We start from the raw sequence: 21,499 nt of genomic DNA on the forward strand, positions 1-21,499 counted from the left end.
TTTTGGGGCCGGTCGGGAGGCGCCAGATTGGGGCTGGTGTGGGAATGGATGCAGGCGTTGATCTGCTGCGGATCGAGGATGTTGGCATCTCTTTTGCCATTGTCGGGGGACCGTTGCATGCCGTCAGGCGGGCAAATCTTCGCGTCCTGCCCGGCAAGGTCACCGCACTTGTCGGTGAGTCCGGTTCCGGAAAATCGGTTCTTAGCCAGGCCGTGATGGGCATCTTGCCGAACACGGCCCATGTTCGCGGCCGTATCCTGTTTTCCGATCCCAAAAAGCCCGGCACGACGCAGGATATCCTGCAGATGCCGCGCGACGGACCCGAAATCCGGGCGTTGAGAGGCAGCCGCATCGGCAAGATCTTTCAGGAGCCGATGACATCGCTGTCGCCGCTGCACACGATCGGCAACCAGGTCAGCGAATCCCTGCAGATTCATACGCACATGGATCGGACGGAGCGCAAGGCACGGACCGAGGAAATGCTCGGCCTCGTCGGGTTCCCCAATCCCAAGCGCGCCTACGACATGTATCCGTTCGAACTTTCGGGAGGATTGCGGCAACGCGCCATGATCGCCATGGCGCTTATCTGCCGGCCCGCTCTGTTGATCGCCGATGAGCCGACGACGGCGTTGGACGTCACCATCCAGGCGCAAATCCTGCAATTGCTGCGCGGGCTTCAGACCAAGCTCAACATGGCAATGCTGCTGATCACGCACGACCTCGGGGTGGTTGCCAATGTCGCCGACGAGGTGGTGGTCATGTACCATGGCGAGATCATGGAAGCGGGCCCTGTGGAGGCAATATTCCGCCGGCCAGGCCACCCTTACCTGAAGGGCCTCATGGCAGCCGTCCCGCATTTCGACCTGAAGCCTGGCGAAAGGCTGAAGGCGCTCCGCGAGGTGCCGGTGAATGTCGGGACCCTGCTGGGCAAGCAGACGGCGCCGGAAGCGAAGGGGCCGGACGACATTCTGCTGTCGGTCAGGGATCTGAAAAAGGTCTACACCATCCGCAACTCCGGATGGTTCAGCGGGAGCCATCAGACCTCTGTTCGCGCCGTGGACGGCGTCAGCTTCGACATCAGGCGAGGTGAGTGCCTGGGCCTGGTTGGCGAAAGCGGCTGCGGCAAAACCACCGTCAGCAAGATCCTGATGCGGGCCGTCACCCCTACCGGCGGCTCCGTGATCTTCAACGGCCGCGACGGACCGATCGACGTCCTGGAAGCCGAGGGAGACGCCCTGCGCTTGCTGCGGGCGAAACTCCAGATGGTTTTCCAGGATCCGGTCTCGTCGCTTTCGCCTCGCATGACCGTGGAAAACATCTTGAGCGAGCCGCTGGAAATCCATCAACGTGGCAATGCCGCGTCCCGGCTAGCCACAGTCAAGAGCCTGATGCAGGCAATCGGGCTCGATCCGCGCTTCATCCAGCGTTATCCCCACAGCTTCTCCGGCGGGCAGCGTCAGCGTATCGGCATCGCGCGCGCGTTGGCGCTGGGGCCTGAACTGCTGATCTGCGACGAGCCGGTTTCGGCGCTCGATGTCTCCGTGCAGGCGCAGATCCTGAACCTTCTGAAGGACCTGCAGAAGGAACTGGGCCTGACCTACCTGTTCATATCCCACAATCTGGCGGTGGTGGACTACATGGCGGACCGCATCGCGGTGATGTGCGGCGGGCGTATCGTCGAGCTTGCACCGCGCGAAATTCTGCTCAGGAAACCGATCCACCCCTACACGCGCTCGCTGCTCGCCGCAGTCCCCTTCCCCGATCTCGACCGGCCGATGGATTTCAAGACGCTGAAGCTCGGCGGCGCTTCCGACACCAGCGCATGGGGCCCGCAATTCCGCGACGAGGGCGAAGAGGATATGCTGTCGCCGCTCGATCTCGGCGGCGGCCATCTCGTGCTGGCCCGACGTTCGGCCGATGTCAGCGAGTTACGCCATTGATCAGCCGCCGCACTGTCCTTGGTCTCATGGCTTCGGCATTTCTGCCGGGCACGGCGCGCGCCGGCGATCTGGAGCCGGATTTTCTTCAGCCGCAGCTGAAAGCCAGGGCTCTGCCACCACTCGCGGAGCGCCTGCCCAAAAGCCCGCGCGCGTTGAACCTCGCGGCGATGGGCCGGCAGCCCGGCCAGTATGGCGGCACGCTGCGTACTATCATCGGCAGCCAGAAAGATATCCGGATGATGACGATCTACGGGTATTCCCGGCTGGTCGGCTATGACGAAAAGCTTAACTTTCAGGCCGACATTCTCGAAAGTTTCGACGTAAAGGATGATCGCGTCTTCACGTTCAAGATTCGTGAAGGCCATAAATGGTCAGACGGCAGCCTGCTGACGCCGGAGGATTTTCGTTATTGCTGGGAAGATGTCTGGCTGAACGATGAGCTTTCGCAAGGGGGGCTCGCCCCTGCCCTGCTGGCGGACGGCAAGCCGCCACGTTTCGAGATCGTCGATCCGTTGACGGTGCGCTACAGTTGGGACGCGCCCAATCCCGACTTCCTGCCCAAACTTGCCGCTGCTTCGCCGACACCGCTTGTTTTGCCAGCCGCCTATCTCAAGCAGTTCCACAAGAAATATCAGGATCCATTCCGGCTCGCCGGCCTGATGAAGGAGAACCGGACCGCAAAATGGACGCTGCTGCACATCCGCATGTCGCGGCAGTATCGCCCGGAGAACCCGGATCTGCCGACACTCGACCCCTGGCAGAACCGGACCAAGCCGCCGGCCGAGCAGTTCATCTTCGAGCGCAACCCGTTCTTTCATCGAACAGACGAGAACGGCCGGCAACTGCCCTATGTCGACCGGATCATCATGAATGTCAGCTCGTCGGCGATCATCTCCGCCAAGACCGGTGCGGGCGAGAGCGACCTGCAATGCATGGGAATCGACTTCAGCGATTACTCCTTCCTGAAGGACGCGGAGAAGCGCTACCCGGTGAAGATGCATCTGTGGAAACGCACACAGGGTTCGCGGCTGGCGCTCATGCCCAATCTGAATTGTGCCGACCCGGTGTGGCGTGGCCTTTTGCGTGACGTGCGCGTGCGCCGCGCACTTTCGCTCGCTGTGGACCGGCGCGAGATCAACATGGCCGTCTTCTACGGATTGGCGCAGGAAAGCGCCGATACGGTCTTGCCGGAGAGCCCGCTCTACCGGCCGGAATTCGCGAAAGCCTGGGTCGCCCACGATCCCGACCAGGCCAATGCACTGCTTGACGAGGTCGGGCTTCAGGCCCGTGACGATGACGGCCTGCGGCTACTTCCCGATGGACGCCCGGCGCAGATCATCGTGGAAACGGCCGGCGAAAGCACGCTGGAAACCGATGCGCTCGAACTCATCACCGATCACTGGCGCAAGATCGGCATCGCTTTGTTCATCCGGACTTCGCAGCGCGACATCTTCCGCAGCCGTGCGCTTGGCGGCCAGATCCTGATGTCGATGTCGTCGGGCATCGACAATGGCGTGCCGACCGCCGACATGAATCCATACCAGCTGGCCCCCACCATCGACGACCAGCTGCAATGGCCGCTCTGGGGCGCTTACTATCTGTCGCATGGCAAGATGGGTGAGGCGCCCGATGTTCCTGAAGTGGTCGAGTTGATGGCTTTGCTCAAGCGCTGGAACGGATCGACCCAATCCAGCGAGCGCGCCGAAATCTGGAACTCGATGCTGTCGATCTACACCGATCAGGTGTTCTCTATCGGTACGGTGAACGAAACACTTCAGCCGATTCTGGTATCGTCGCGGCTGCGCAACCTGCCTGACAAAGCACTCTACGGCTACGACCCGACCTCCTATTTCGGTGTCTATTTGCTGGACACATTCTGGCTTGGAGGCTCCTGAGCGTGCTTCGATATCTTGTCTGGCGCATCGCCGTGATGGTTCCAACGCTGCTGGTCATATCGGCGCTGGTGTTCACCATCATCGAACTTCCACCGGGCGACTATTTCGACAGCTATGTCGCCGAGCTTCGGGCCCAGGGCGAAGCGGTGGATTCCGACCGCATCCAGATGATGCGCAAGGAATATGGTTTCGACCAGCCGCCGGTCATTCGCTACTTCTACTGGGTGGGCGGGATGCTGCACGGCGATTTCGGCTATTCCTTCGAATATGAGCTGCCGGTTCGCGACGTCGTCGGCGACCGAATGTGGCTGACCGTGCTGGTTTCCTTCGTCACGATCATCTTCACCTGGCTCATCGCCTTTCCGATCGGCATGTACTCCGCCACGCATCAATACAGCTGGGGCGACTACGGCCTGACTTTCTTCGGCCTTCTCGGCCTTGCCATTCCGAATTTCATGCTGGCGCTGATCCTGATGTATTTCGCCAACATCTGGTTCGGCACGTCCATCGGCCACCTCATGGACCAGCAATATCTCGGCGAGCCGATGAGCTGGGCCAAGGCGAAGTCGATCCTCGCCCATCTCTGGATCCCGGTCCTGATCATCGGCACCGGCGGCACGGCGAGCATGATCCGGCGGCTGCGCGCCAATCTGCTCGACGAACTGCACAAGCAATATGTCGTGACGGCGCGCGCCAAGGGCCTGCATCCGTTCAAGGCGCTGGTCAAATATCCGCTGCGCATGGCGCTCAATTTCTTCATTTCCGACATCGGCTCGATCCTGCCGGCCATCATCTCCGGCGCTGAGATCACGGCTATCGTTTTGTCTTTGGAAACGACCGGGCCGATGCTGATCAAGGCGCTGCAAAGCCAGGATATGTATCTGGCAGGGTCATTCCTGATGTTCCTTGCCTTCCTGACGGTTATCGGCGTGCTGATTTCCGACCTGGCGCTGGCGCTGCTTGATCCACGAATTCGTTTGCAGGGTGGCAGCACCAAATGAAGCAGGACTCGCCGCTGCCCGCTCCGGGTGCTCCACTGCAACACTACATTTCCGGCGCGCCCTTCGACCTGCAGTCGGTCGAGGCGATGACGCCGGAGCAATCGAAGGTCTTTCAGGCATCGCAGTTGCGGCTGATGTGGTGGAAATTCCGCAAACACCGGCTTGCGCTTATATCCGGCATATTCCTGGCAGTGCTGTATTCCGGGATACTGATCTGCGAGTTCCTGGCGCCCTACAATCTGCACTCGCGCAACATGGACTACATCTATGCGCCCCCGCAGCACGTGCATCTGTTCCACAATGGCGAGTTCGTCGGGCCGTTCGTCTATGGCCGCCAGATGACGCTGGATATGGACACGCTCAAGCGGAACTACATCGAGAAGCACGACGATGTTCAGCGGCTCCGTTTCTTCTGCAAGGGCGACACTTATCGGTTCTGGGGCCTGATCGAAGGTGACAGGCATTTTGTCTGTCCTGCCGAAAACGGGCAGCTGTTTCTGGCCGGCACCGACAGGCTGGGGCGCGACGTGCTCTCGCGCATGATCTATGGCGCACGCATTTCACTGACTATCGGCCTCGTCGGCATCAGTTTCAGCTTCCTGCTCGGCATCGTCATCGGCGGGCTGGCCGGCTATCACGGCGGTATCTTCGACCTGATCGTCCAACGGATAATCGAAGTCCTGCAATCGATTCCCAGCATTCCGCTATGGCTGGCCCTGGCGGCGATCATGCCGATAACGTGGAGTCCGATCCTGATCTATTTCGGCATCACCGTCATCCTCGGGCTGCTCGACTGGACCGGACTGGCGCGGGCCGTGCGTTCAAAGCTTCTGGCCTTGCGCGAGGAGGATTACGTTCTGGCCGCGCAGTTGATGGGCGCCGGAAGCAGCCGCATCATCAGGCGGCATCTCATTCCCGGCTTCATGTCGCATCTGATCGCGACGGCGACGCTCTCCATCCCTGGCATGATCCTGGGCGAAACGGCGCTGAGCTTCCTCGGGCTCGGCCTGAGGGCGCCGATAACCAGCTGGGGCATCCTGCTCACCGAGGCGCGCAGCGTCAGCGTGATCGCGTTCTATCCATGGCTGCTTTTGCCGATGCTGCCGGTCATCCTCGTTATCATGGCGTTCAACTTCCTCGGCGACGGCTTGCGGGACGCCGCAGACCCCTACAAGTGATATCGCTGTTCCACCGCGCGGCCTGCCGAACACTCCACCCGGTATGACGCTTGTCGGCGGCCGGTTGCGTTATTGCAGGGTTCGTCGTTCGCCTTTATATGCAGCAAGCCTCGATCGGGGCTGCTGGTTCAGGACACACAATCGCATATGAGTCGCCTCGATAATTTCATCAGCAGGATGACCGCGCAGCGCGACATTCTTAATCGAATCTGCCCCGAGGTGGCGAAGATGGAGGGGCTTGTGCTTGAGCTCGGCCTCGGCAATGGCCGGACATTCCACCATCTGCGCGAGCTTCTGCCCGGGCGCCGGATCGTGGTGTTCGACCGCGAAGTTGGCGCGCACACTAGCTCAATTCCCGAAGCTGAAAACCTCGTGCTCGGCGAAATACGCGAGACGGGCCGCAAGTTCATTGGCATCGAAGCCGCCCTTGTTCATGCCGACATCGGCACCGGCTATGACGATCGCGATGCAGTGACCGCTACCTGGCTTCCCGATCTGATTGCGAGCCTGCTTCGCGTCGGCGGCTTCGCGGTCAGTGGCACGCCGCTCGATCACCCGCTGCTGCAACACCTCCCGGCGCCCACTTCGGAGCCCGCCGACCGTTATTTCCTCTGCAAGCGCGTGTAAGCGGCAGAGAACTCTTCAGGGGATCGTATAAACCGCAATCTCCCGCTCGATGCCGCGCAGCGAGACCTCGTGCGGCACGGGCGTCAGCGCGTTCCTGTGCAACAAATCGGCAGTGAGATTGTCGTCGACCACCGCACGCGTGGCGAAGATCGCCTGTGCGTTGGCGAGGTTCTGGACCCGCGAAGCAATGTTGACCGTCTGGCCGAAATAATCCTGCCGCTCGTTCATGGACACGGCTATGCAGGGGCCGGCATGAACGCCGATCTTTAGCAGAAGGTCCTCGCGCCCGCTTTTGTCATTGAGCGCCCGCATGGCGTCGCGCATCCGCAGCGCCGCGGCAATCGCACGGTCAGGCGTCGCGAAGGTCGCCATCACCGCATCGCCGATCGTCTTCACAACCGCGCCTGCCTCCGCCGCGACGATCTCGTGCAGAACCTGGAAATGCTCGCGCACGAGATCGAAGGCTGAAAGATCGCCCACCCGCTCGTAAAGCTCGGTCGATCCGCGCAGATCGGTGAACAGGAAGGTCAGGCTGGTGATCTTCAGGCGCTGGTTGATGTCGAGCGTATCCGTGCGATAGAGATCCCGGAACGTCTGGTTGGTGAGCAGGCGCTTGGCGGTCACGAAGGGCCGGCGCTTGCCCAGGAAATCATGCAATACCGGGCAGGCGATGAAGACCGTCGGCAGCACGCGCGTGTCGGTCCTGTTTTCCAGCGAAATGCGCAATGGGCCGGGTTGCATCTCCAGCGTCTGGCTCTGGACATGGTCGCGGTCGAAGGCCAGAGAGAGGTTTCGCCGCTCTTTTGCCGGTTCGCCCTTCGCGTCGATGAACTGGGCCGAATGCGTGACCGGCTCGAAGACGATGATGAATTGGGGCGGAAGCTGGATGTGCAGAACCGCCTTTTCACCGGGCGCAAGCTCGATATCTTCCAGCGAGAACGCTTCCATTTTTTCCGCCAGATCCTCGTCCGGCAGATCGGCCCCGGACGCCCAGTAGATCTGGCGGTAATATTCCACCAACGGCAGTTCGTGTGGATTGTGGGCGGCAATCCTGCGCACACGGGGACTGACGGTGAATGTCACCTCGACCATCTCGTCGAGTGTCGGCGAATAGCCCTGGGAGCACAGCGCGCAGGTGTATTCGTCCTTCTGCATGGTTTTCAGCGTGGCGTTGGTGTCGAGCACGCCGCCACAGCCGGGGCACAGAACATTCCAGGAAATGTCGAAGATGCCCACCCGCGCCGCATGGAGAAAGGCGCTTATGGTGCGTTCCTCGTCGAGGCCATGCTTGCTGGCGAAGGCCAGCGCATTGATGCGGCAAAGTTCGCGGTCCTTGCCCTCGGCGATGGTTTGCCGGATTGCGTCGATTGCCTGCGGATCGACATCGGTCGATTGCCGCAGAAGCGAGAACAGATCCTGAGCTTCGGTCATCGTGCAGGCTCCGGAAATTGCGCCGCTAGAGCATGATGCCGAAAAGTGTGAAGCGGTTTTCGGACGACATCATCCTCTATTTCCTGATTTAGAGGCGGATTCAGATTTCAGGTCGGACAGACCTGAAATCATCCGGCTCTAGGCGTGTTGGCCGGACCGATCTTCGACCCGAACGCTCCATCATACTGCGAAATGAACCGTACGGCCATTCGAATGGACAAGCCTGGTGACAGGTCAATTTCCATTTGTTGAATTCCAAACTATGATAGCCCATGGGGCATTCATCTCTGGGGTTTTCTCCATGCCGACACGCGACAACCCGCCGTTTCCGGCGGCCCTGCGCCTTTTCTCGGCGGGGGTCATCATCGTCCTGATCGTCGGGGCCGGCCTGTTTTTCGCGCCCGCGCTGGTCAAGCCGCGCTGGCCCTGGGCCGTCACGCCGTTCAATGCCCGCTTCCTCGGCGGCTTCTACACCGCCGAAATGGCAGTGATGGCGGCGCTGCTGGTCTGGAATCGCTGGTCGCCCGGCAGGCTTGTACTGGTCATGGCCTTCATCTTCACCGTCATCGTGTCGGCGGCTTCGTTCATCAACCTTGGCTATTTCAACTTCGAGCGCAAAGCCCCCTGGCTATGGTTTCTGGTCTATCTTGCGTCGGCCGCTGTATCCGCGCTGTTCCTGTGGCGGGCAAGGGCCCGCCCTTATGCAAAAGGCGTGATGTTAAACCCCGCATGGCGCGCCTACCTACCGGTGGAAATGACGATCCTCGGGGTCTACGGCGTCGGCCTGTTGCTGTTTCCCCTGACATTCGGTGGCTTCTGGCCATGGCCGATCGATGCCTTCCACGCCCAGGTCTACAGTGCCATCTTCCTCGCGGGTGCAGGCGGCACCTATCTCCTCTGGAGAAGTGCGCCGCGTGAGGAATTGCTGGTGCTCGGCCTGGCGCAGTTTCTGGTTGGCCTGCTTGCCGTTCTTGGCCTCGTCATCACCGACGCCGCCGTGCACCGGATCGACTGGACGGCGGCCGGGACATTGTGCTGGCTTGCCCTTTTCGGCTGGATCGGCATCAGCGGTATCCTCAAATTCTACGCCGCCCCCCGGCATTTTGCCGCGCAATCGGCATAGGTCGCAGAGACGGCTGGATTTTCAGGTGACGTCCGGTGCATCGTGCCGGGCATATTGCCTCTGTCCTTTGTTCTGACGCAATTCCGGACGGAAAACCGCTCACACTTTTCCTGGAATTGCTGTAGCCGGAAAAGCCATGACCAGCACGCCACCCCTAGAGAAAATCCAGCCGCAGCTCCGGGCCGTCCGGCCAAGCGATGCCGAGGCGCTTTGCGCTATCTTCAATATGCCGGGCTTCCGCTGGGGCACACTCAGGATGCCATTCGAGATGGTGGAGCAGGTGGAGCGGCGCATCGCCAAGTCCGGCCCGGAAACCACCTGGATCGTTGCCGAGTCGGACGGCAAGGTTGTCGGCCATGGCAGCCTGGTCGCGCAGGGTTCGCCGCGCCGCTCGCATATCGGCGAGATCAATATCGGCCTTGACGATGGTTTTGTCGGCAGAGGCATCGGCTCTGCCATCCTAGGCGCGCTGCTTGACGTGGCCGACAATTGGCGCGCCCTTAAGCGGGTCGAGTTGACTGTCTATGCCGACAACGAACCGGCCATCCGTCTCTACACAAGCCATGGCTTCGAGGTCGAAGGCCGGCATGTGAAGGCCGGTTTTACCGACGGGCAGTACCACGACCTCCTGAGCATGGCCCGGCTGCGGTTCTGATGACCACCGTCCCTGCCCTTGCCCCTCCGGTGGACATTTTGGCCGTGCTGTCGCTGCTCTGCCCGGAGGTCGTGCGTGACATCGAGCAGAACTGGAATGCACCGGTTTCCGATTATGCCCGCCATCTGTGGCGGCCGGTGGCAAGGCCTGGATCGGCCCCGTCGATTGCTGCCCGCTCGATCCTGCGCGACGTCCTGCAGCAGCGCCTCGGTGCGATCATGCAGCCTGAAGCGATCGGCAAGGCCCTCAACGAATTCGACCACAGACCGGTTATCCAGTCCGGCCTGCACTGCCTGCTTCTGATGGATCGCATCACCTTCGATGCCCTGCTGCTTGCCTGGCTCGGCGCGGTCGAAAACAGGCTGTCGGCTTTTTTCGGCTTCATGGGAACGACCATGACCATGGAGACAACCGGCCGGGAGGGGCCGGGATGGCTCGATGTCGGCGACGACAAGGTCAATTTGTTTGGCATGGGGCGCCACAAACTGTGCCGCAAAAGCGCCTGCGCGGCCGGTCCCGTCGCCCTCAACGGGCGCGCGCTCGAAACGGTGGGCAATGAGACGGATGCCAGAAGCTGGCTGGGCACGCTGCTTGCCAGCCAGGACAAGGTGTTTGCAACCGCCGCCGATGCGCTGACAGAACTCAACGAGGATCTGGTCGCCGATTGGGATCGTTCCGGCATGGCTCGGCCGGTTTTCATCGATGATAGGCTGGCCGCGACTGTCGTGTCGCGGCATCTGGAAGATGAAGGCAGCCTTCTTTCCAGGCTGCTCCTCGAGCCCGCAAGGCGCCGGCGTCTCGACCATGCCTTGCAAGAAGCCGCATCGGGCCCATTTGGCAGGTTCCTGCCCAATGCCACGGACTATTTCTGGGGCATCCGCGAGCAGCGCGTGCGCAAGCTCGTCCTCGAGAACGGGCGGCTGATCGAGCCTGACAGGCCGCATGGTCTTTCCATCCCGTTCGAGCGGCCGCATCTCCAGCAGGCACTGCTGGACGGCCTGCTTTTGCCGGACTTGTTCCTGATGTTCCTTGCCCTTGCCATATTGCCGCGCGTGCGGGTTGTGGGCGGCCTGAGACAGATTGGCTATGTCGCGCTTTTCCACTCGATCCTGCTGGCTGCGCTTGATGAAAACGCGCCAGAAGAGCGCGATCTGGCCGCCGAGCTGCAGGTTCGGGAAAATGCCTGGGGCATGCGGGTCATCGATGAAAAGATCTCGGTCCGCGAGCAGCTTGCCGGACTGCCGGAAGGGGCGCTGTTCCCGGACCTGCTGCGGCAATACCGGTTGCGGACATTTGCCGAGACGACCGATGACCTGAAACCGGTTCGCGAAAACGCCCGATGGCGCAAGATCGGCCGGGCCTCGGGCCTCTGATCCGGCCGGGCTTTAGCCCGTCATTGCACCACGCCGGCCTTGCGGAGCCCCTCTACCATCAGTTCGAAATCGGCAGGGTTCTTGTAAGGCAAGACCTTGCGACGGTGTTCCAGCGAATAGGCGGGATTGACGCGAAGCAGGTCCTGCCATGCCGTATGGGCCTCCTCCAAACGGCCCAGATGGCCGTAGCATGCGGCCAGAAGCGCACGCGAGACGTCGGTGACAGCGTTGCGAGCCAGCCGTTGCAGCAAGAGGTCGACGGCCTCTTCGTACCTTCCCAGTTGAAACGATGTCAAAGCCTGGAAGTGCAGAAGCACATCCGGAAAGTATGGATTCAAGGTCTTTCCCCGGGCGAAACTCTCTAGCGCCTCCGCGGGTCTACCCGAATAATACAGCGCCTCGCCGCGGGCGACGTGCGCTTCGGCGAAGTTCGGATTGAGGGCTATCGCGCGCTCGACCTCGCCGATGGCTTCATCGTGCCGCCGTGTGTAAAGCTTGGCCGATGCCAGCGCCCAGTGCGCCCAGGGATCGCTGTCATCCAGCGTTACCGCTCGCGTTGCTGCCTCTTCCGCTTGCGCCATCGAGTCCGACGCACCCCACCTGTTGAGGTAATCGAGCCCGTACGTGAGGGCTAGGAAAGCGTGGGCAGAGGCAAATTTCGGGTCCAGTTCGATGGCCCGCTGCAAGAGCTCGCGGGCCGCGACGTTCGTGTCCTTCGTCAGCCGGTGCCACAGCTCCCGGCCCCGCAGGAAACAGTCATACGCCTCCGGGTTGCGCTGGTGTTCGGGCGCCAGCCGCAGACGGTCATCCTCGGTCAGATTGAGCGCCAGCGCACCGACGATGTGCTGCGTCACGTCATCCTGCACGGCGAATATGTCAGTCAGATCGCGATCGAACCGCTCCGCCCAAAGATGGCCGCCTGAGATTGCATCGATGAGCTGCGCGGTGATGCGTACCTTGTTCCCCGACTTGCGTACGCTGCCTTCAAGGACATAGCGCACGCCGAGCTTCGTGCCGACATCCTGCACATGGACGTTCTGGCCCTTGAAGATGAACGACGAATTGCGAGCGATGACGAAGAGCTGTGACAGTTTGGACAGCGCCGTGATGATGTCTTCGGAGATGCCGTCGGCGAAGTAGTCCTGTTCGGCATCACCGCTCATATTGGCGAACGGCAGCACGGCGATCGACAGTTTCGGCGGCGCTGCCGCAGCCGGAGGGCTCGTCGGGGTTTGCGAGGTCACGGCCACCTTGGCCCCGGCGCCGACCTGCAGCGAATACACCCGGATCGGCTCGGCGATGTTCTTGAGCTGTGTGCTGCCGAGATCGCTGACCGAGAGGTCAAGCCTGGCCTTGACCTGGCGATAGGCATCCTCGGACAGGCAGATGGCGCCGGGCGCCGCAACGCCCTCCAGACGCGAGGCGATGTTGACGCCGTCACCCATCAGGTCGCCATCGCTCTCTTCGACCACGTCGCCCAGATGGATGCCTATCCTGAACTCGATGCGGCGCTCCTGCGGTACGCCGGCATTGCGCTCAACCATACCGTTTTGAATCTCAACGGCGCAGCGCACGGCATCGACCACACTGCGAAACTCAACCAGTGCCCCATCTCCGGTACGCTTGATAACCCGCCCGTGGTGCACTGCAATGATCGGATCGATCAGGTCGCTGCGCAGTGCCCGCAACCGCGCCAAGGTACGATCTTCGTCCGCGCTCGCGAGCCGGCTGTATCCGACCACATCTGCAGCCAGGATTGCGGCCAGCTTACGGTTCTCGCTCATGGGTCGCCTCCTCATCTCCATCATAGCAGGAAGACGGCGGGACGAGGAAATTTTCGCAAATCACGGCCACGCAGCCGCCCGTATCGGCAGTGCTCCACCGCCGAACCCAGACCGATGCCCATTTGCGCTGCCGCTTGCCGGTTGACGACTATCGGTTCATCCTTGTGAATACCCCGGCCGTGACGAGCGTGGCGAGATCACGCGTCATGGCCCAAGGTCAAAGAGATAGAGCATGATGTCGTCCGAAAACCGCTTCACACTCTTCGGCATCATGCTCTGGTGAGGTGTCCATGAACTGCTCGGGCTGCGGTTTCGAGATCGAGGGCGGTTACGCCTTCTGTCCGAAGTGTGGCCGCCGCCAGCCCGTGCCATGCGCCAGTTGCGGCTACGCCTGCGCACCTGATTTCGAGTTCTGTCCTAAATGTGGGGCAAGCGTCGGTGCGTCCGCAAAAGCTGCCGAACGGCCTGCTCCGACACCAAGCCGCACCATTGCGCAGCCCTCTCGAGCTCCATCGCCGAACATCGAAAGCGAAGAGGGGCCGCATTCCGTCTCCGACGCCGATCGACGAACGGTAACGGTGCTGTTCGCCGATCTCTGCGGCTTCACGACACTCAGCGAGCAGCTCGACCCCGAGGTCATGCAGGCGCTGCAGAACGAACTGTTCAAGGAATTGACGGCGGCCGTGCAAGGCTTTGGTGGTTTCGTCGACAAATTCATCGGCGACGCTCTGCTCGCCTTATTCGGTGCGCCGGTCGCGCATGAGGACGATCCGGAACGTGCGCTTCGAGCCGCTCTCGACATGATCGCCCGGACGGCGCGGCTCGGTGAAAGCACCCGCCACTCCGGCTCGCCGCTGCTGCTCCACATAGGCATAAACACGGGTCCGGTCGTTACTGGCGGATTGGGCATCGGCACCGCCAAATCCTATTCGGTGACCGGCGACACGGTGAATACGGCGCAACGCCTGCAATCGCTGGCTGCACCGGGTGAGGTGCTGGTGGGCGAACTCACGCACAGGCTGACCCGGCATGCCTTCTCGTACGAGTCGCTGGGCGATGTCGTCTTTCGCGGCAAGGCTGGCAGTGTGCTCGTCCACCGACTGGATGCACCGCTTGCGGCGCCGCGTGCAGCGCGCGGGCTCGAGGCGCTCGGCCTCAGTGCGCCCATAATAGGTCGTGATGCGGAGCTCAACAGAATGCTGGCGAGCCTTGACTTGGCGTGCGGCGGCTCGGCCCAGCTTGTCCGCCTCGTCGGCGAAGCCGGTATCGGGAAGTCGCGGTTGGTGAAGGAGTTCGTCGCCCGCGTCGGCGACGAGGATCGTTTTCGCAACGTCGCCGTGCGGCAGGCCACGTGCTCACCGCTGGGTGAACAATCATTTGGCGCCCTGGGTGCAGTGGTGCGCAGCGCTGCCGGGATGATGCAAAACGACAATGGGGACGAAATGCGGGGCAAGCTCGCAGCCTTGCTTGCCGATCTCGGCCTGCAGGGCGAGGAGGCGAAGCGGCTGATGCCTTTGCTCTACCATGTGCTTGGCCTCGGCGACCCCGATGCCACCTTGCAGCATGTCGAGCCCGAGCAGCTGCGGCGGCAAATTCTCTACGCGGTCCGCACAATCATGGAACGGCGGCTTGCGTTGTCGCCGCTGTTGATTGTCGTCGAAGACCTGCACTGGGCCGACTCCGTCTCGCTCGAGGCACTGCGTTTCGTGATGGACAGACTGGAACGCACGCGGCTGATGTTGCTGGTCACGCATCGTCCGGCGTCGGACAACGACCAACTCGACTCAAGTCGGGTCAGCCACACAGCGCTCAGGCTTTCGCCGCTCGACAGCGATGACGGACGCCGCCTGGTGGCGGCGCTTTTCGGCGAGAGCTGGGTAAACGCCGCAGGAGGGCTTCTCGACCAGATCCTCGAGCGCGCGGGCGGCAACCCGCTTTTCTTGGAGGAGATCGTTCGCGGCCTTATCGATCGCGGTGTATTGGTGCGCGAGGGCCAGCAATGGCGGACCGTGGCAGGCGAAGTCGCAACCGGCATCCCCGCCACGATCCAGGCAATGTTGCTTGCTCGCGTCGACCGGCTGCCGCAAGAGGTGCGCCGGTTGGCCCAGGAAGCCGCGGTAATCGGCCCGCGCTTCGATGCCACGCTTCTGAAAGCCGTGGCAGCCGACCCCGGCCGACTGGAAGCGGGCTGCGAACTGCTTTGCGATGCGGAAATCATCGAGGAAGTTGCCGGATCAGGCTCGGTCTCGTCGCAAAGCTACCGCTTTACGCAAACATTGCTGCAGGACGTGATCTACCAGAATCTGCTCCTGCAACGCCGGACCGACATCCACCGCCGGGTAGGTGCCGCCCTGGAGCAACTGTGCGGCGACAAGCCGGAACGGTTCGAGGATCTGGCCGTGCTCGGTCATCATTTCGCTCAGAGCGCCGAGCGGGAGAGGGGCGCGCATTACCTGCAGGCGGCGGGAGATCGCGCTCGCATGATATACGCCAATGACGACGCCCTTCGTTTCTACGAGCGAGCACTGACTGCGTTGGGCGCGATCGGGCAAACACCGCTCAAACTGGCAATTGCAGAGCGCATTGCCGATTTGAGCGGCCCGGCAGGCCGCCGCGAGATTGCACACCGCCACTACGAGGCGGTGCTGCAGGCCTATCGCGAGTCAGCCGATCGTGTCGCGGCGGCGCGCGTTTTGCGCAAGATCGGTCGGCTGTTTTGGGACGTGGGCAAGCGGGACGACGCGGAATCGCGCTACGCTGAAGCGGCAGCGCTCCTCGATGGAGCGGATGCCCCGATCGAGCAGGCGCATCTCTGGCAAGAACGTGGCCGACAGGCGTTCCGCAGCGGAGATCACACTCTCGCGGCAAAATGGGCAGACGCGACGCTGGATTGCGTACGCTCTCTGACAACGGAACATGTCTCCGATGATGCCACCCTCGTGACCGCCGAGGCACTTAATACCAAGGCTGTTGCGCTGGCCGGTGCATGTCGAGAACGCGTTTTTTGGGAGGAGTNTCTCGGGGTGCTCTACACGACCATCGATCCGGCGAAGGCGATGGAGGTCTGTCGGCGCGGTCTTGAAGTGGCGCGCCGTATTGGCGATTTGGGTTTCCAGGCGCGCCTCCTCGCCAATCTGGCGGTAGCTTGTTGTACTTTCACGGATCGCTGTCCAACGGAGGGCGTGCCTGCTGCCGAGAAGGCCATCGAGATTGACCGGGCGCTCGACCAGCGCGAGCACCTGCCAGTGCCGTTGATCGTGCTTGGGCAGATCCACCAGTGCAACGGCCATCCGGAACTGGCGATCGGCTTGTTCCACGAAGCACTGGAGGTAGCCCGCGAAACGGGCGAGCCCCAACTGCTGTTTCCGTGCTATGATGGACTCGCAACGCTTAATCTCGACCTCGACAATCTGGCCGAGGCCGAACGCTACTTTTCCCTGGCGCAGGGTATATGCGCCCAGCACGGGCTCGACCCGGAAGCGCTTGTGGTGCTGCCTTTTCTCGACTAGCCGGGATAGGGGGTTGGACATGTCCGCGCCTAGTGGATTGATACCGCTTCAACCGGGCGACCGGGCGCCGAACCTGATACTCGACGCCATTACCCAGGAAGGCAAGATTGCGCTTGACGACTTTCGCGGGCAAAAACCGGTGCTGGTCGGCCTGTTTCGAGGTCTGCATTGTGCGTTTTGCCGGCGCCACATCGCCGCTCAGGCGCGTCTCGATCCGGAGCTGCGCGAAAAGGGCGTGGAGAGCCTGACGGTGGTCAACACGCCGATCGAACGGGCGCGGCTCTATTTCCGCTACCATCCAATGCCGAACCTGCTTGCGGCGTCGGACCCGGAACGCGCTTCACATCGTGCTTTTGGACTGCCCAATCTCGAATTCACCGAGAACGAGACGAACTGGCCGTACAAGGTCGCGATGGCAGCGGCACAGGACATGCGGGTCGACATACCTGGCGAATTGCCCGGTCCCATGGATCCGATGACAGCCGCCGCAATCCTCGACAAGAAGGACCACTACGAACTGACCGAAGCCGACGAGCAGATGATGGCCACGGGACACGGACAACTGGTTGGTCAGTTCCTGCTGGACCGGCAGGGGATCGTCCGCTGGAGCTTCACGGAGGTCCCGGAGGGTGGGCGATACATGTTTGGCGCCCCAAACCCGAAGGAGCTGATGTCAGCCGTGTCGCAAGTCGCCCAATAATGAACTGACAAGTTCACCGTTTATCCGAGCACGGCCTCGACAGTGGCGACAAAGTCATCGAGCGAGCGGTCGCCGCGAATCTCGATGCGCGGAAGGTCGATGAGATCGCTATGGAGGTCCGCCGGCCCGTGCCTGCGGCCGAAGCCTACTCGATAGCCGCACTCCCTAGCCAGCCGGCCAAGCCGTCGGTCGGTGACGGAGAAGGGGGCCGCGAACGCCCTGGTTGGCCGGCCGGTCCAGCGTTCGATGAACAGACGAGAGCGCAGGAGCTCGGCGGCCAGGTCAGCGCTCGACAGACCATCTATGGCGCGATGCGTCGCCATGTGGCTGCCGAAGAAGGCGCCTTCGGCAGCGAGGCGTCGCACCGTCCCGGCGCCCATAAGCGGCGTCGGCGGACCGATGTCGGTGTCCCACTTTGCACTTTCGCCCACCAGGTCCGTCACCAGGAACACTTCCGCGTTCAGGTCGTTGGCGCGCAAGATCGGCCAGGCATGGTCGGCGAAGTTCTGGAAGCCGTCATCGAAAGTGATGAGCACCGGGCGGCCGACGAAAGGCTGACGGTTGGCGATGGATGCTTCCAGCTGCTCGGAGCCAATGGCGTGAAAGCCATTGGCGCGCAGCCATCCCATCTGGCTGGCGAATGCGGCGGGCGTGAGCCGAAAGCGAGCGAGCGCGGCCGGACCTTCATCGGCAACGCCGTGATACATGAGGACAGGGATATGCTGGCGCTGCTCGTTACGTGCGACGTCGCGGCGCAAGGCTCGCGCCCCACCCCAGACGATATTTCGCGCGACGCCGATTTCGATGGGCGCGCGGATCGGCACATGATCGATCACCGGGTCCGTCGCCACATCGCCCGGCGATAGGCGGCGGAAGCGGTCTATGCGGTAGAGCTCGGTCTGGATCGATTGCTCGAGCACCAGGCCTTCGGTCGCTGCCAGCGTCTCGGAGATCGCCTGGGCACCGAATGTGTTCCAGTCGAAGCCCGTCTTTTCGACATTGTCACGCAGCACGAATGCGTGTGCGCTGATGAAACTACCGCCAGGCGCCAACGCCTCGGCAAATTTCTTGGCGATGCGCCGCAACTCGGCGAGATCGTCCAGATAGTAGAGCACCTCCGAACAGAAGATCAGATCCATCTCACCCGGCAGCGTGTCGGCAGCGAAATCGAGTACGCCGAACTCGACATTCGCCTGATTGTTGCATCGGGCGCGGGCTCGCTCGACGGCTATGGCGGAAATGTCGGTTGCGGCCAGATGGCTCACACGCGGAGCCAGCTGCCGCGTGAAATGGCCCTCCGCGCAGGCCAGTTCAAGCGCCCGCCCGATGGGACCGGGAGGCAGGATTTCGAGCTGGCGCTCGTATTTCTCCTGCTCATAGGACGAACCGTAGTTCCACGGATCCTCGGTCGCGAAATAGCTGTTCCAGAACGCCGTGCGATCCTTGTCGTGCTTGTCCGCGACCCGTGCGCGGCGCGGCGTAACAGGCTCTGACGGTTCAGCGCTCGACCGAACCAGGTCATGCGCCTGTGCGGCCAATTGCGCGAGTTTGCCGAAGTGGCTGTCCTGATCGGGCTCGCTTCCCGCCATGGCAAACGATACCTCGGCTGCAGGCGTGTTTGACGTGGTCGCGCCGGCGCCCTTTTGCGGTGCAGGCGATCCTCCCGCAAGCCGCTCAGCAGGCACTACATCCAGGATCAATTCAATCCAATGATCGCTCGTCACAGTCCCGAGTGCACCGAACTGCACGACAGCCTCGATCCGGCCATCCAGCATCAGATGGGCATAGATCTGATCGATGCCTTCCGGCAGTTCGGTCGCGGTCGGATTGCGAGCGTCGACGCGAATTCCGAGCGTTCGCGCCAGCCTGCGCGGCGTGGCAAGATCGTCGGGTTCGAGAAGCATTTGCTCAAGCTGGTACTGGACGCGGCGAGCCGCTGCGGGATTGTCCCAGATCTTGCTGAGTTCGATGATCAACGCTGTGATGGCACCGCCGAAGCTGTCCCACCGGGCAGCCAGTTGCCCCGGCACCGAAAGGCTTCCTGCCACAAGGCCATCGAAGATCACCTTGGCGATCTCACGCGCCCACTTGCGTCCCGCCGGGAGCGCGCGCAGGGGCTGCGGGTCTATCGAGCGCGAGCCTGAGCCGCATTCGGACGCGGCGTTCCGCAACGCCAGCCAAGCAAGCGCTTCGGATGCGGTGCCGCCTTTCGCCGAAATTGAACCCGAGGGATTGTGCGCCACGCCGTCTTACCTGCGCCTGGTTTTGAGGGAGAACAAGTGTCCCGCAACGCGCTTACATCGCCGGTCTGGAAAAAGCAAAAGGCGCCCCGAAAGGCGCCTCTTCATCGCTTGATTCCCCCTAGAGGAAACTGGAGCGGGTGAAGCGATTCGAACGCTCGACCCCAACCTTGGCAAGGTTGTGCTCTACCCCTGAGCTACACCCGCTCACACGGCCCTCGGGGCCGCAAGCCGGGCCTATATGGCTGAAGAGCGCGGCGATTGCAACAGGGAAATGACGGGCTTTTTGGTCGCGGCAAATCGCTTGGCGGAACCTTGTCGGCCACGCGGGTGGTTCATCGACTTCCCGCATGACGGTCTTGTCTCGGCGGCATCATTGGCCGTAAACGGCTTTGCCGCGCGCCGATACAGGGGAAGACCACCAATGCCGAAGACCGAAGCCGAGCTTTTCGCCTTTCTTGCCGATCTCGGCATATCCGTGTCGACCGTGCGCCATCCGCCGCTCTATACGGTGGCCGATTCGCAGTCGCTGCGCGGCGAGATACCGGGCGGGCACACGAAAAATCTGTTTCTCAAGGACAAGAAGGACAATTTCTTCCTGGTCAGCGTCGGCGAGGAGGCGGTCGTCGACCTGAAGCAGATCCACACGATCATCGGCGCCGCCGGCCGGGTGTCGTTCGGCAAGCCGGAGATGCTGATGGAGCTGCTCGGTGTCATTCCGGGCGCGGTCACCGTGTTCGGGCTGATCAACGACACCGAAAGACGGGTCAAAGTGGTGCTCGACCAGGATTTGATAGCACATGCGACAGTCAACGCGCATCCGCTGACCAATGAGGCGACGACGTCGATCGCGTCCGCCGACCTCATCAGATTCGTCGAGGCAACCGGACATGATGCTGCTATCTTGAAAGTCTCGGCTTGATCGCCACATGGATGGCGAAAACTGACCTCTAGTTAAGGACGTCGCGCTGCTCCGCTGGGCGCGATCGGAAGGGCGACGACATGAGCGACAACAACAATCCGTTTGGCGGCCAATTCGGCGGCAATTCTGGCCAGTACACCACGTCCGTGCAATATGGCGGCGCCGAGCCGGCCAAGTCGGCACTTGGCCCGACACCCGGCGCAGCACCTGCCGCTGGCGAGCTGATCAAGGACACCACGACCGCCACTTTCGCCGCCGACGTCATCCAGGAATCGCGCAAACAGCCGGTACTGGTCGATTTCTGGGCGCCGTGGTGCGGGCCCTGCAAGCAGCTCACGCCGCTTCTGGAAAAGGCGATCAAGGCCGCCGGCGGCAAGGTCAAGCTGGTCAAGATGAACATTGACGATCATCCCTCGATCGCCGGCCAGCTCGGCATCCAATCGATCCCGGCGGTCATCGCCTTCAAGGACGGCCAGCCTGTCGACGGCTTCATGGGCGCCATCCCCGAGGGCCAGATCGCCGAGTTCATCACCAAGGTCGGCGGCAAGGGCAATGGCGCGCCGCCCGTCGCCGAAGCACTGGCCGCGGCGGCGGAAGCGCATGCGGCGGGCGATGCGCAGACCGCAGCCGACATTTACGACGCCATCCTGGCGCAGGCGCCGGAGACGATCGAGGCGATTGCCGGGCTGGGCGAGCTTCTGTTCGAGGCCGGCGACAGCGACGGCGCCGAGGCGCTGCTGGCAACGGCGCCGGAGGCCAAGAAGAATGCGCCGGCACTTGCCGCGCTGCGTGCCAAGATGACGCTGGCTGCGGAAGCGGCAGCACTTGGCAATCCAGCTGAATTCGAGCAGCGACTGGCCGCCAATCCCGGCGACCACCAGGCGCGTTTCGACCTCGCCATGATCCAGAACGCCAAGGGCGAGCGCCATGCGGCGGCCGACAATCTTCTGGCGATTATAAAAGCCGACCGGACGTGGAACGAGGACGGCGCCAGGGCGCAGTTGCTGAAACTGTTCGAGGCCTGGGGCATGACCGACGAGGCGACGCTGGCGGCACGGCGCAAATTGTCGTCGCTGCTGTTTTCCTGAGCCGTTTGCCGGCCAAATTGCCGGGGCGTGGCT

The 21,499-nt window shown here is 62.3% G+C and carries 15 protein-coding genes and 1 tRNA gene; 12 read left to right on the forward strand and 4 right to left on the reverse strand.

What is annotated here, in order from left to right; all coding sequences use genetic code 11:
• The first annotated feature begins 44 nt into the window (after positions 1-44).
• The 5 genes from X771_RS154745 to X771_RS154725 all read left to right on the forward strand — a co-directional run bounded on the left by X771_RS154745 (position 45) and on the right by X771_RS154725 (position 6,641).
• Complete coding sequence (locus tag X771_RS154745; RefSeq protein WP_023672138.1) at positions 45-1,940, forward strand: ABC transporter ATP-binding protein; 1,896 nt, start codon at positions 45-47, stop codon at positions 1,938-1,940.
• Positions 1,937-3,835 (forward strand): ABC transporter substrate-binding protein, encoded by a 1,899-nt coding sequence (locus X771_RS154740; RefSeq protein WP_023687628.1) that lies wholly within the window; start codon positions 1,937-1,939, stop codon positions 3,833-3,835. The genes X771_RS154745 and X771_RS154740 overlap by 4 nt, the downstream gene beginning before the upstream one ends.
• 2 nt (positions 3,836-3,837) lie before the next feature.
• Positions 3,838-4,836 (forward strand): ABC transporter permease, encoded by a 999-nt coding sequence (locus X771_RS154735; RefSeq protein ID WP_023672136.1) that lies wholly within the window; start codon positions 3,838-3,840, stop codon positions 4,834-4,836.
• Positions 4,833-6,014 carry an ABC transporter permease gene (locus X771_RS154730; protein ID WP_031196756.1) on the forward strand — a complete coding sequence of 394 codons (1,182 nt, stop codon included), beginning with the start codon at positions 4,833-4,835 and terminating at the stop codon, positions 6,012-6,014. The genes X771_RS154735 and X771_RS154730 overlap by 4 nt, the downstream gene beginning before the upstream one ends.
• Before the next feature lie 147 nt (positions 6,015-6,161).
• The gene (locus X771_RS154725; protein ID WP_023672134.1) at positions 6,162-6,641 is read left to right on the forward strand and encodes a class I SAM-dependent methyltransferase; all 480 of its coding nucleotides are present in this window, start codon (positions 6,162-6,164) and stop codon (positions 6,639-6,641) included.
• Positions 6,642-6,656: 15 nt separating this feature from the next.
• On the opposite strand, the gene X771_RS154720 is transcribed toward X771_RS154725, so the two are convergent.
• Positions 6,657-8,072 carry an adenylate/guanylate cyclase domain-containing protein gene (locus X771_RS154720; RefSeq protein WP_023685078.1) on the reverse strand — a complete coding sequence of 472 codons (1,416 nt, stop codon included), beginning with the start codon at positions 8,070-8,072 and terminating at the stop codon, positions 6,657-6,659.
• Positions 8,073-8,373: 301 nt separating this feature from the next.
• Here X771_RS154720 and X771_RS154715 point away from each other — a divergent pair, with 301 nt between their 5' ends.
• The 3 genes from X771_RS154715 (at position 8,374) to X771_RS154705 (ending at position 11,223) form a co-directional block, all read left to right on the forward strand.
• Positions 8,374-9,195 (forward strand): hypothetical protein, encoded by an 822-nt coding sequence (locus X771_RS154715; RefSeq protein ID WP_023687629.1) that lies wholly within the window; start codon positions 8,374-8,376, stop codon positions 9,193-9,195.
• 136 nt (positions 9,196-9,331) lie between these two features.
• The gene (locus X771_RS154710; RefSeq protein ID WP_023672131.1) at positions 9,332-9,850 is read left to right on the forward strand and encodes a GNAT family N-acetyltransferase; all 519 of its coding nucleotides are present in this window, start codon (positions 9,332-9,334) and stop codon (positions 9,848-9,850) included.
• Entirely contained in the window at positions 9,850-11,223 is a 1,374-nt protein-coding gene (locus X771_RS154705) for a hypothetical protein (RefSeq protein WP_031195611.1), read from the forward strand. The genes X771_RS154710 and X771_RS154705 overlap by 1 nt, the downstream gene beginning before the upstream one ends.
• A 20-nt stretch (positions 11,224-11,243) precedes the next feature.
• Here X771_RS154705 and X771_RS154700 read toward each other — a convergent pair whose 3' ends face one another.
• Positions 11,244-13,007, reverse strand: a complete 1,764-nt coding sequence (locus tag X771_RS154700) for an adenylate/guanylate cyclase domain-containing protein (RefSeq protein ID WP_023687631.1) — start codon at positions 13,005-13,007, stop codon at positions 11,244-11,246.
• A 290-nt stretch (positions 13,008-13,297) separates the two neighbouring features.
• On the opposite strand from X771_RS154700, the gene X771_RS154695 reads away from it, so the two are divergent.
• Positions 13,298-16,516: an adenylate/guanylate cyclase domain-containing protein gene (locus X771_RS154695; protein WP_023687632.1), complete on the forward strand. Its 3,219-nt coding sequence runs from the start codon at positions 13,298-13,300 to the stop codon at positions 16,514-16,516.
• A 19-nt stretch (positions 16,517-16,535) separates the two neighbouring features.
• Positions 16,536-17,216, forward strand: coding sequence for a redoxin domain-containing protein (locus tag X771_RS154690; protein WP_023672127.1), 681 nt, complete (start codon positions 16,536-16,538; stop codon positions 17,214-17,216).
• A 20-nt stretch (positions 17,217-17,236) separates the two neighbouring features.
• Here X771_RS154690 and X771_RS1000000165865 read toward each other — a convergent pair whose 3' ends face one another.
• A complete protein-coding gene (locus tag X771_RS1000000165865) occupies positions 17,237-19,459 on the reverse strand; it encodes an SAM-dependent methyltransferase (protein ID WP_023687633.1) in 2,223 nt (740 codons plus the stop codon).
• Between the two features lie 129 nt (positions 19,460-19,588).
• Positions 19,589-19,663: transfer RNA gene (locus X771_RS154685), tRNA-Gly, on the reverse strand.
• 217 nt (positions 19,664-19,880) lie between these two features.
• Between X771_RS154685 and X771_RS154680 the strand changes: the two genes are divergently transcribed.
• Positions 19,881-20,378 carry a prolyl-tRNA synthetase associated domain-containing protein gene (locus X771_RS154680; protein ID WP_023687634.1) on the forward strand — a complete coding sequence of 166 codons (498 nt, stop codon included), beginning with the start codon at positions 19,881-19,883 and terminating at the stop codon, positions 20,376-20,378.
• A gap of 80 nt (positions 20,379-20,458) precedes the next feature.
• Positions 20,459-21,466 carry a thioredoxin gene (gene trxA / locus X771_RS154675; protein ID WP_023687635.1) on the forward strand — a complete coding sequence of 336 codons (1,008 nt, stop codon included), beginning with the start codon at positions 20,459-20,461 and terminating at the stop codon, positions 21,464-21,466.
• Positions 21,467-21,499 lie beyond the last annotated feature (33 nt).

The organism is Mesorhizobium sp. LSJC269B00 (assembly GCF_000502815.1).
Lineage (GTDB): Bacteria > Pseudomonadota > Alphaproteobacteria > Rhizobiales > Rhizobiaceae > Mesorhizobium.

Excerpts from the sequence above, each read along its gene's own strand:
- X771_RS154745 (WP_023672138.1), top strand. The coding sequence starts at position 45 with ATGGATGCAGGCGTTGATCTGCTGCGGATCGAGGATGTTGGCATCTCT.
- X771_RS154730 (WP_031196756.1), top strand. The coding sequence starts at position 4,833 with ATGAAGCAGGACTCGCCGCTGCCCGCTCCGGGTGCTCCACTGCAACAC.
- X771_RS154725 (WP_023672134.1), top strand. The coding sequence starts at position 6,162 with ATGAGTCGCCTCGATAATTTCATCAGCAGGATGACCGCGCAGCGCGAC.
- X771_RS154720 (WP_023685078.1), bottom strand. The coding sequence starts at position 8,072 with ATGACCGAAGCTCAGGATCTGTTCTCGCTTCTGCGGCAATCGACCGAT.
- X771_RS154715 (WP_023687629.1), top strand. The coding sequence starts at position 8,374 with ATGCCGACACGCGACAACCCGCCGTTTCCGGCGGCCCTGCGCCTTTTC.
- X771_RS154710 (WP_023672131.1), top strand. The coding sequence starts at position 9,332 with ATGACCAGCACGCCACCCCTAGAGAAAATCCAGCCGCAGCTCCGGGCC.
- X771_RS154705 (WP_031195611.1), top strand. The coding sequence starts at position 9,850 with ATGACCACCGTCCCTGCCCTTGCCCCTCCGGTGGACATTTTGGCCGTG.
- X771_RS154700 (WP_023687631.1), bottom strand. The coding sequence starts at position 13,007 with ATGAGCGAGAACCGTAAGCTGGCCGCAATCCTGGCTGCAGATGTGGTC.
- X771_RS154690 (WP_023672127.1), top strand. The coding sequence starts at position 16,536 with ATGTCCGCGCCTAGTGGATTGATACCGCTTCAACCGGGCGACCGGGCG.
- X771_RS154680 (WP_023687634.1), top strand. The coding sequence starts at position 19,881 with ATGCCGAAGACCGAAGCCGAGCTTTTCGCCTTTCTTGCCGATCTCGGC.
- trxA (WP_023687635.1), top strand. The coding sequence starts at position 20,459 with ATGAGCGACAACAACAATCCGTTTGGCGGCCAATTCGGCGGCAATTCT.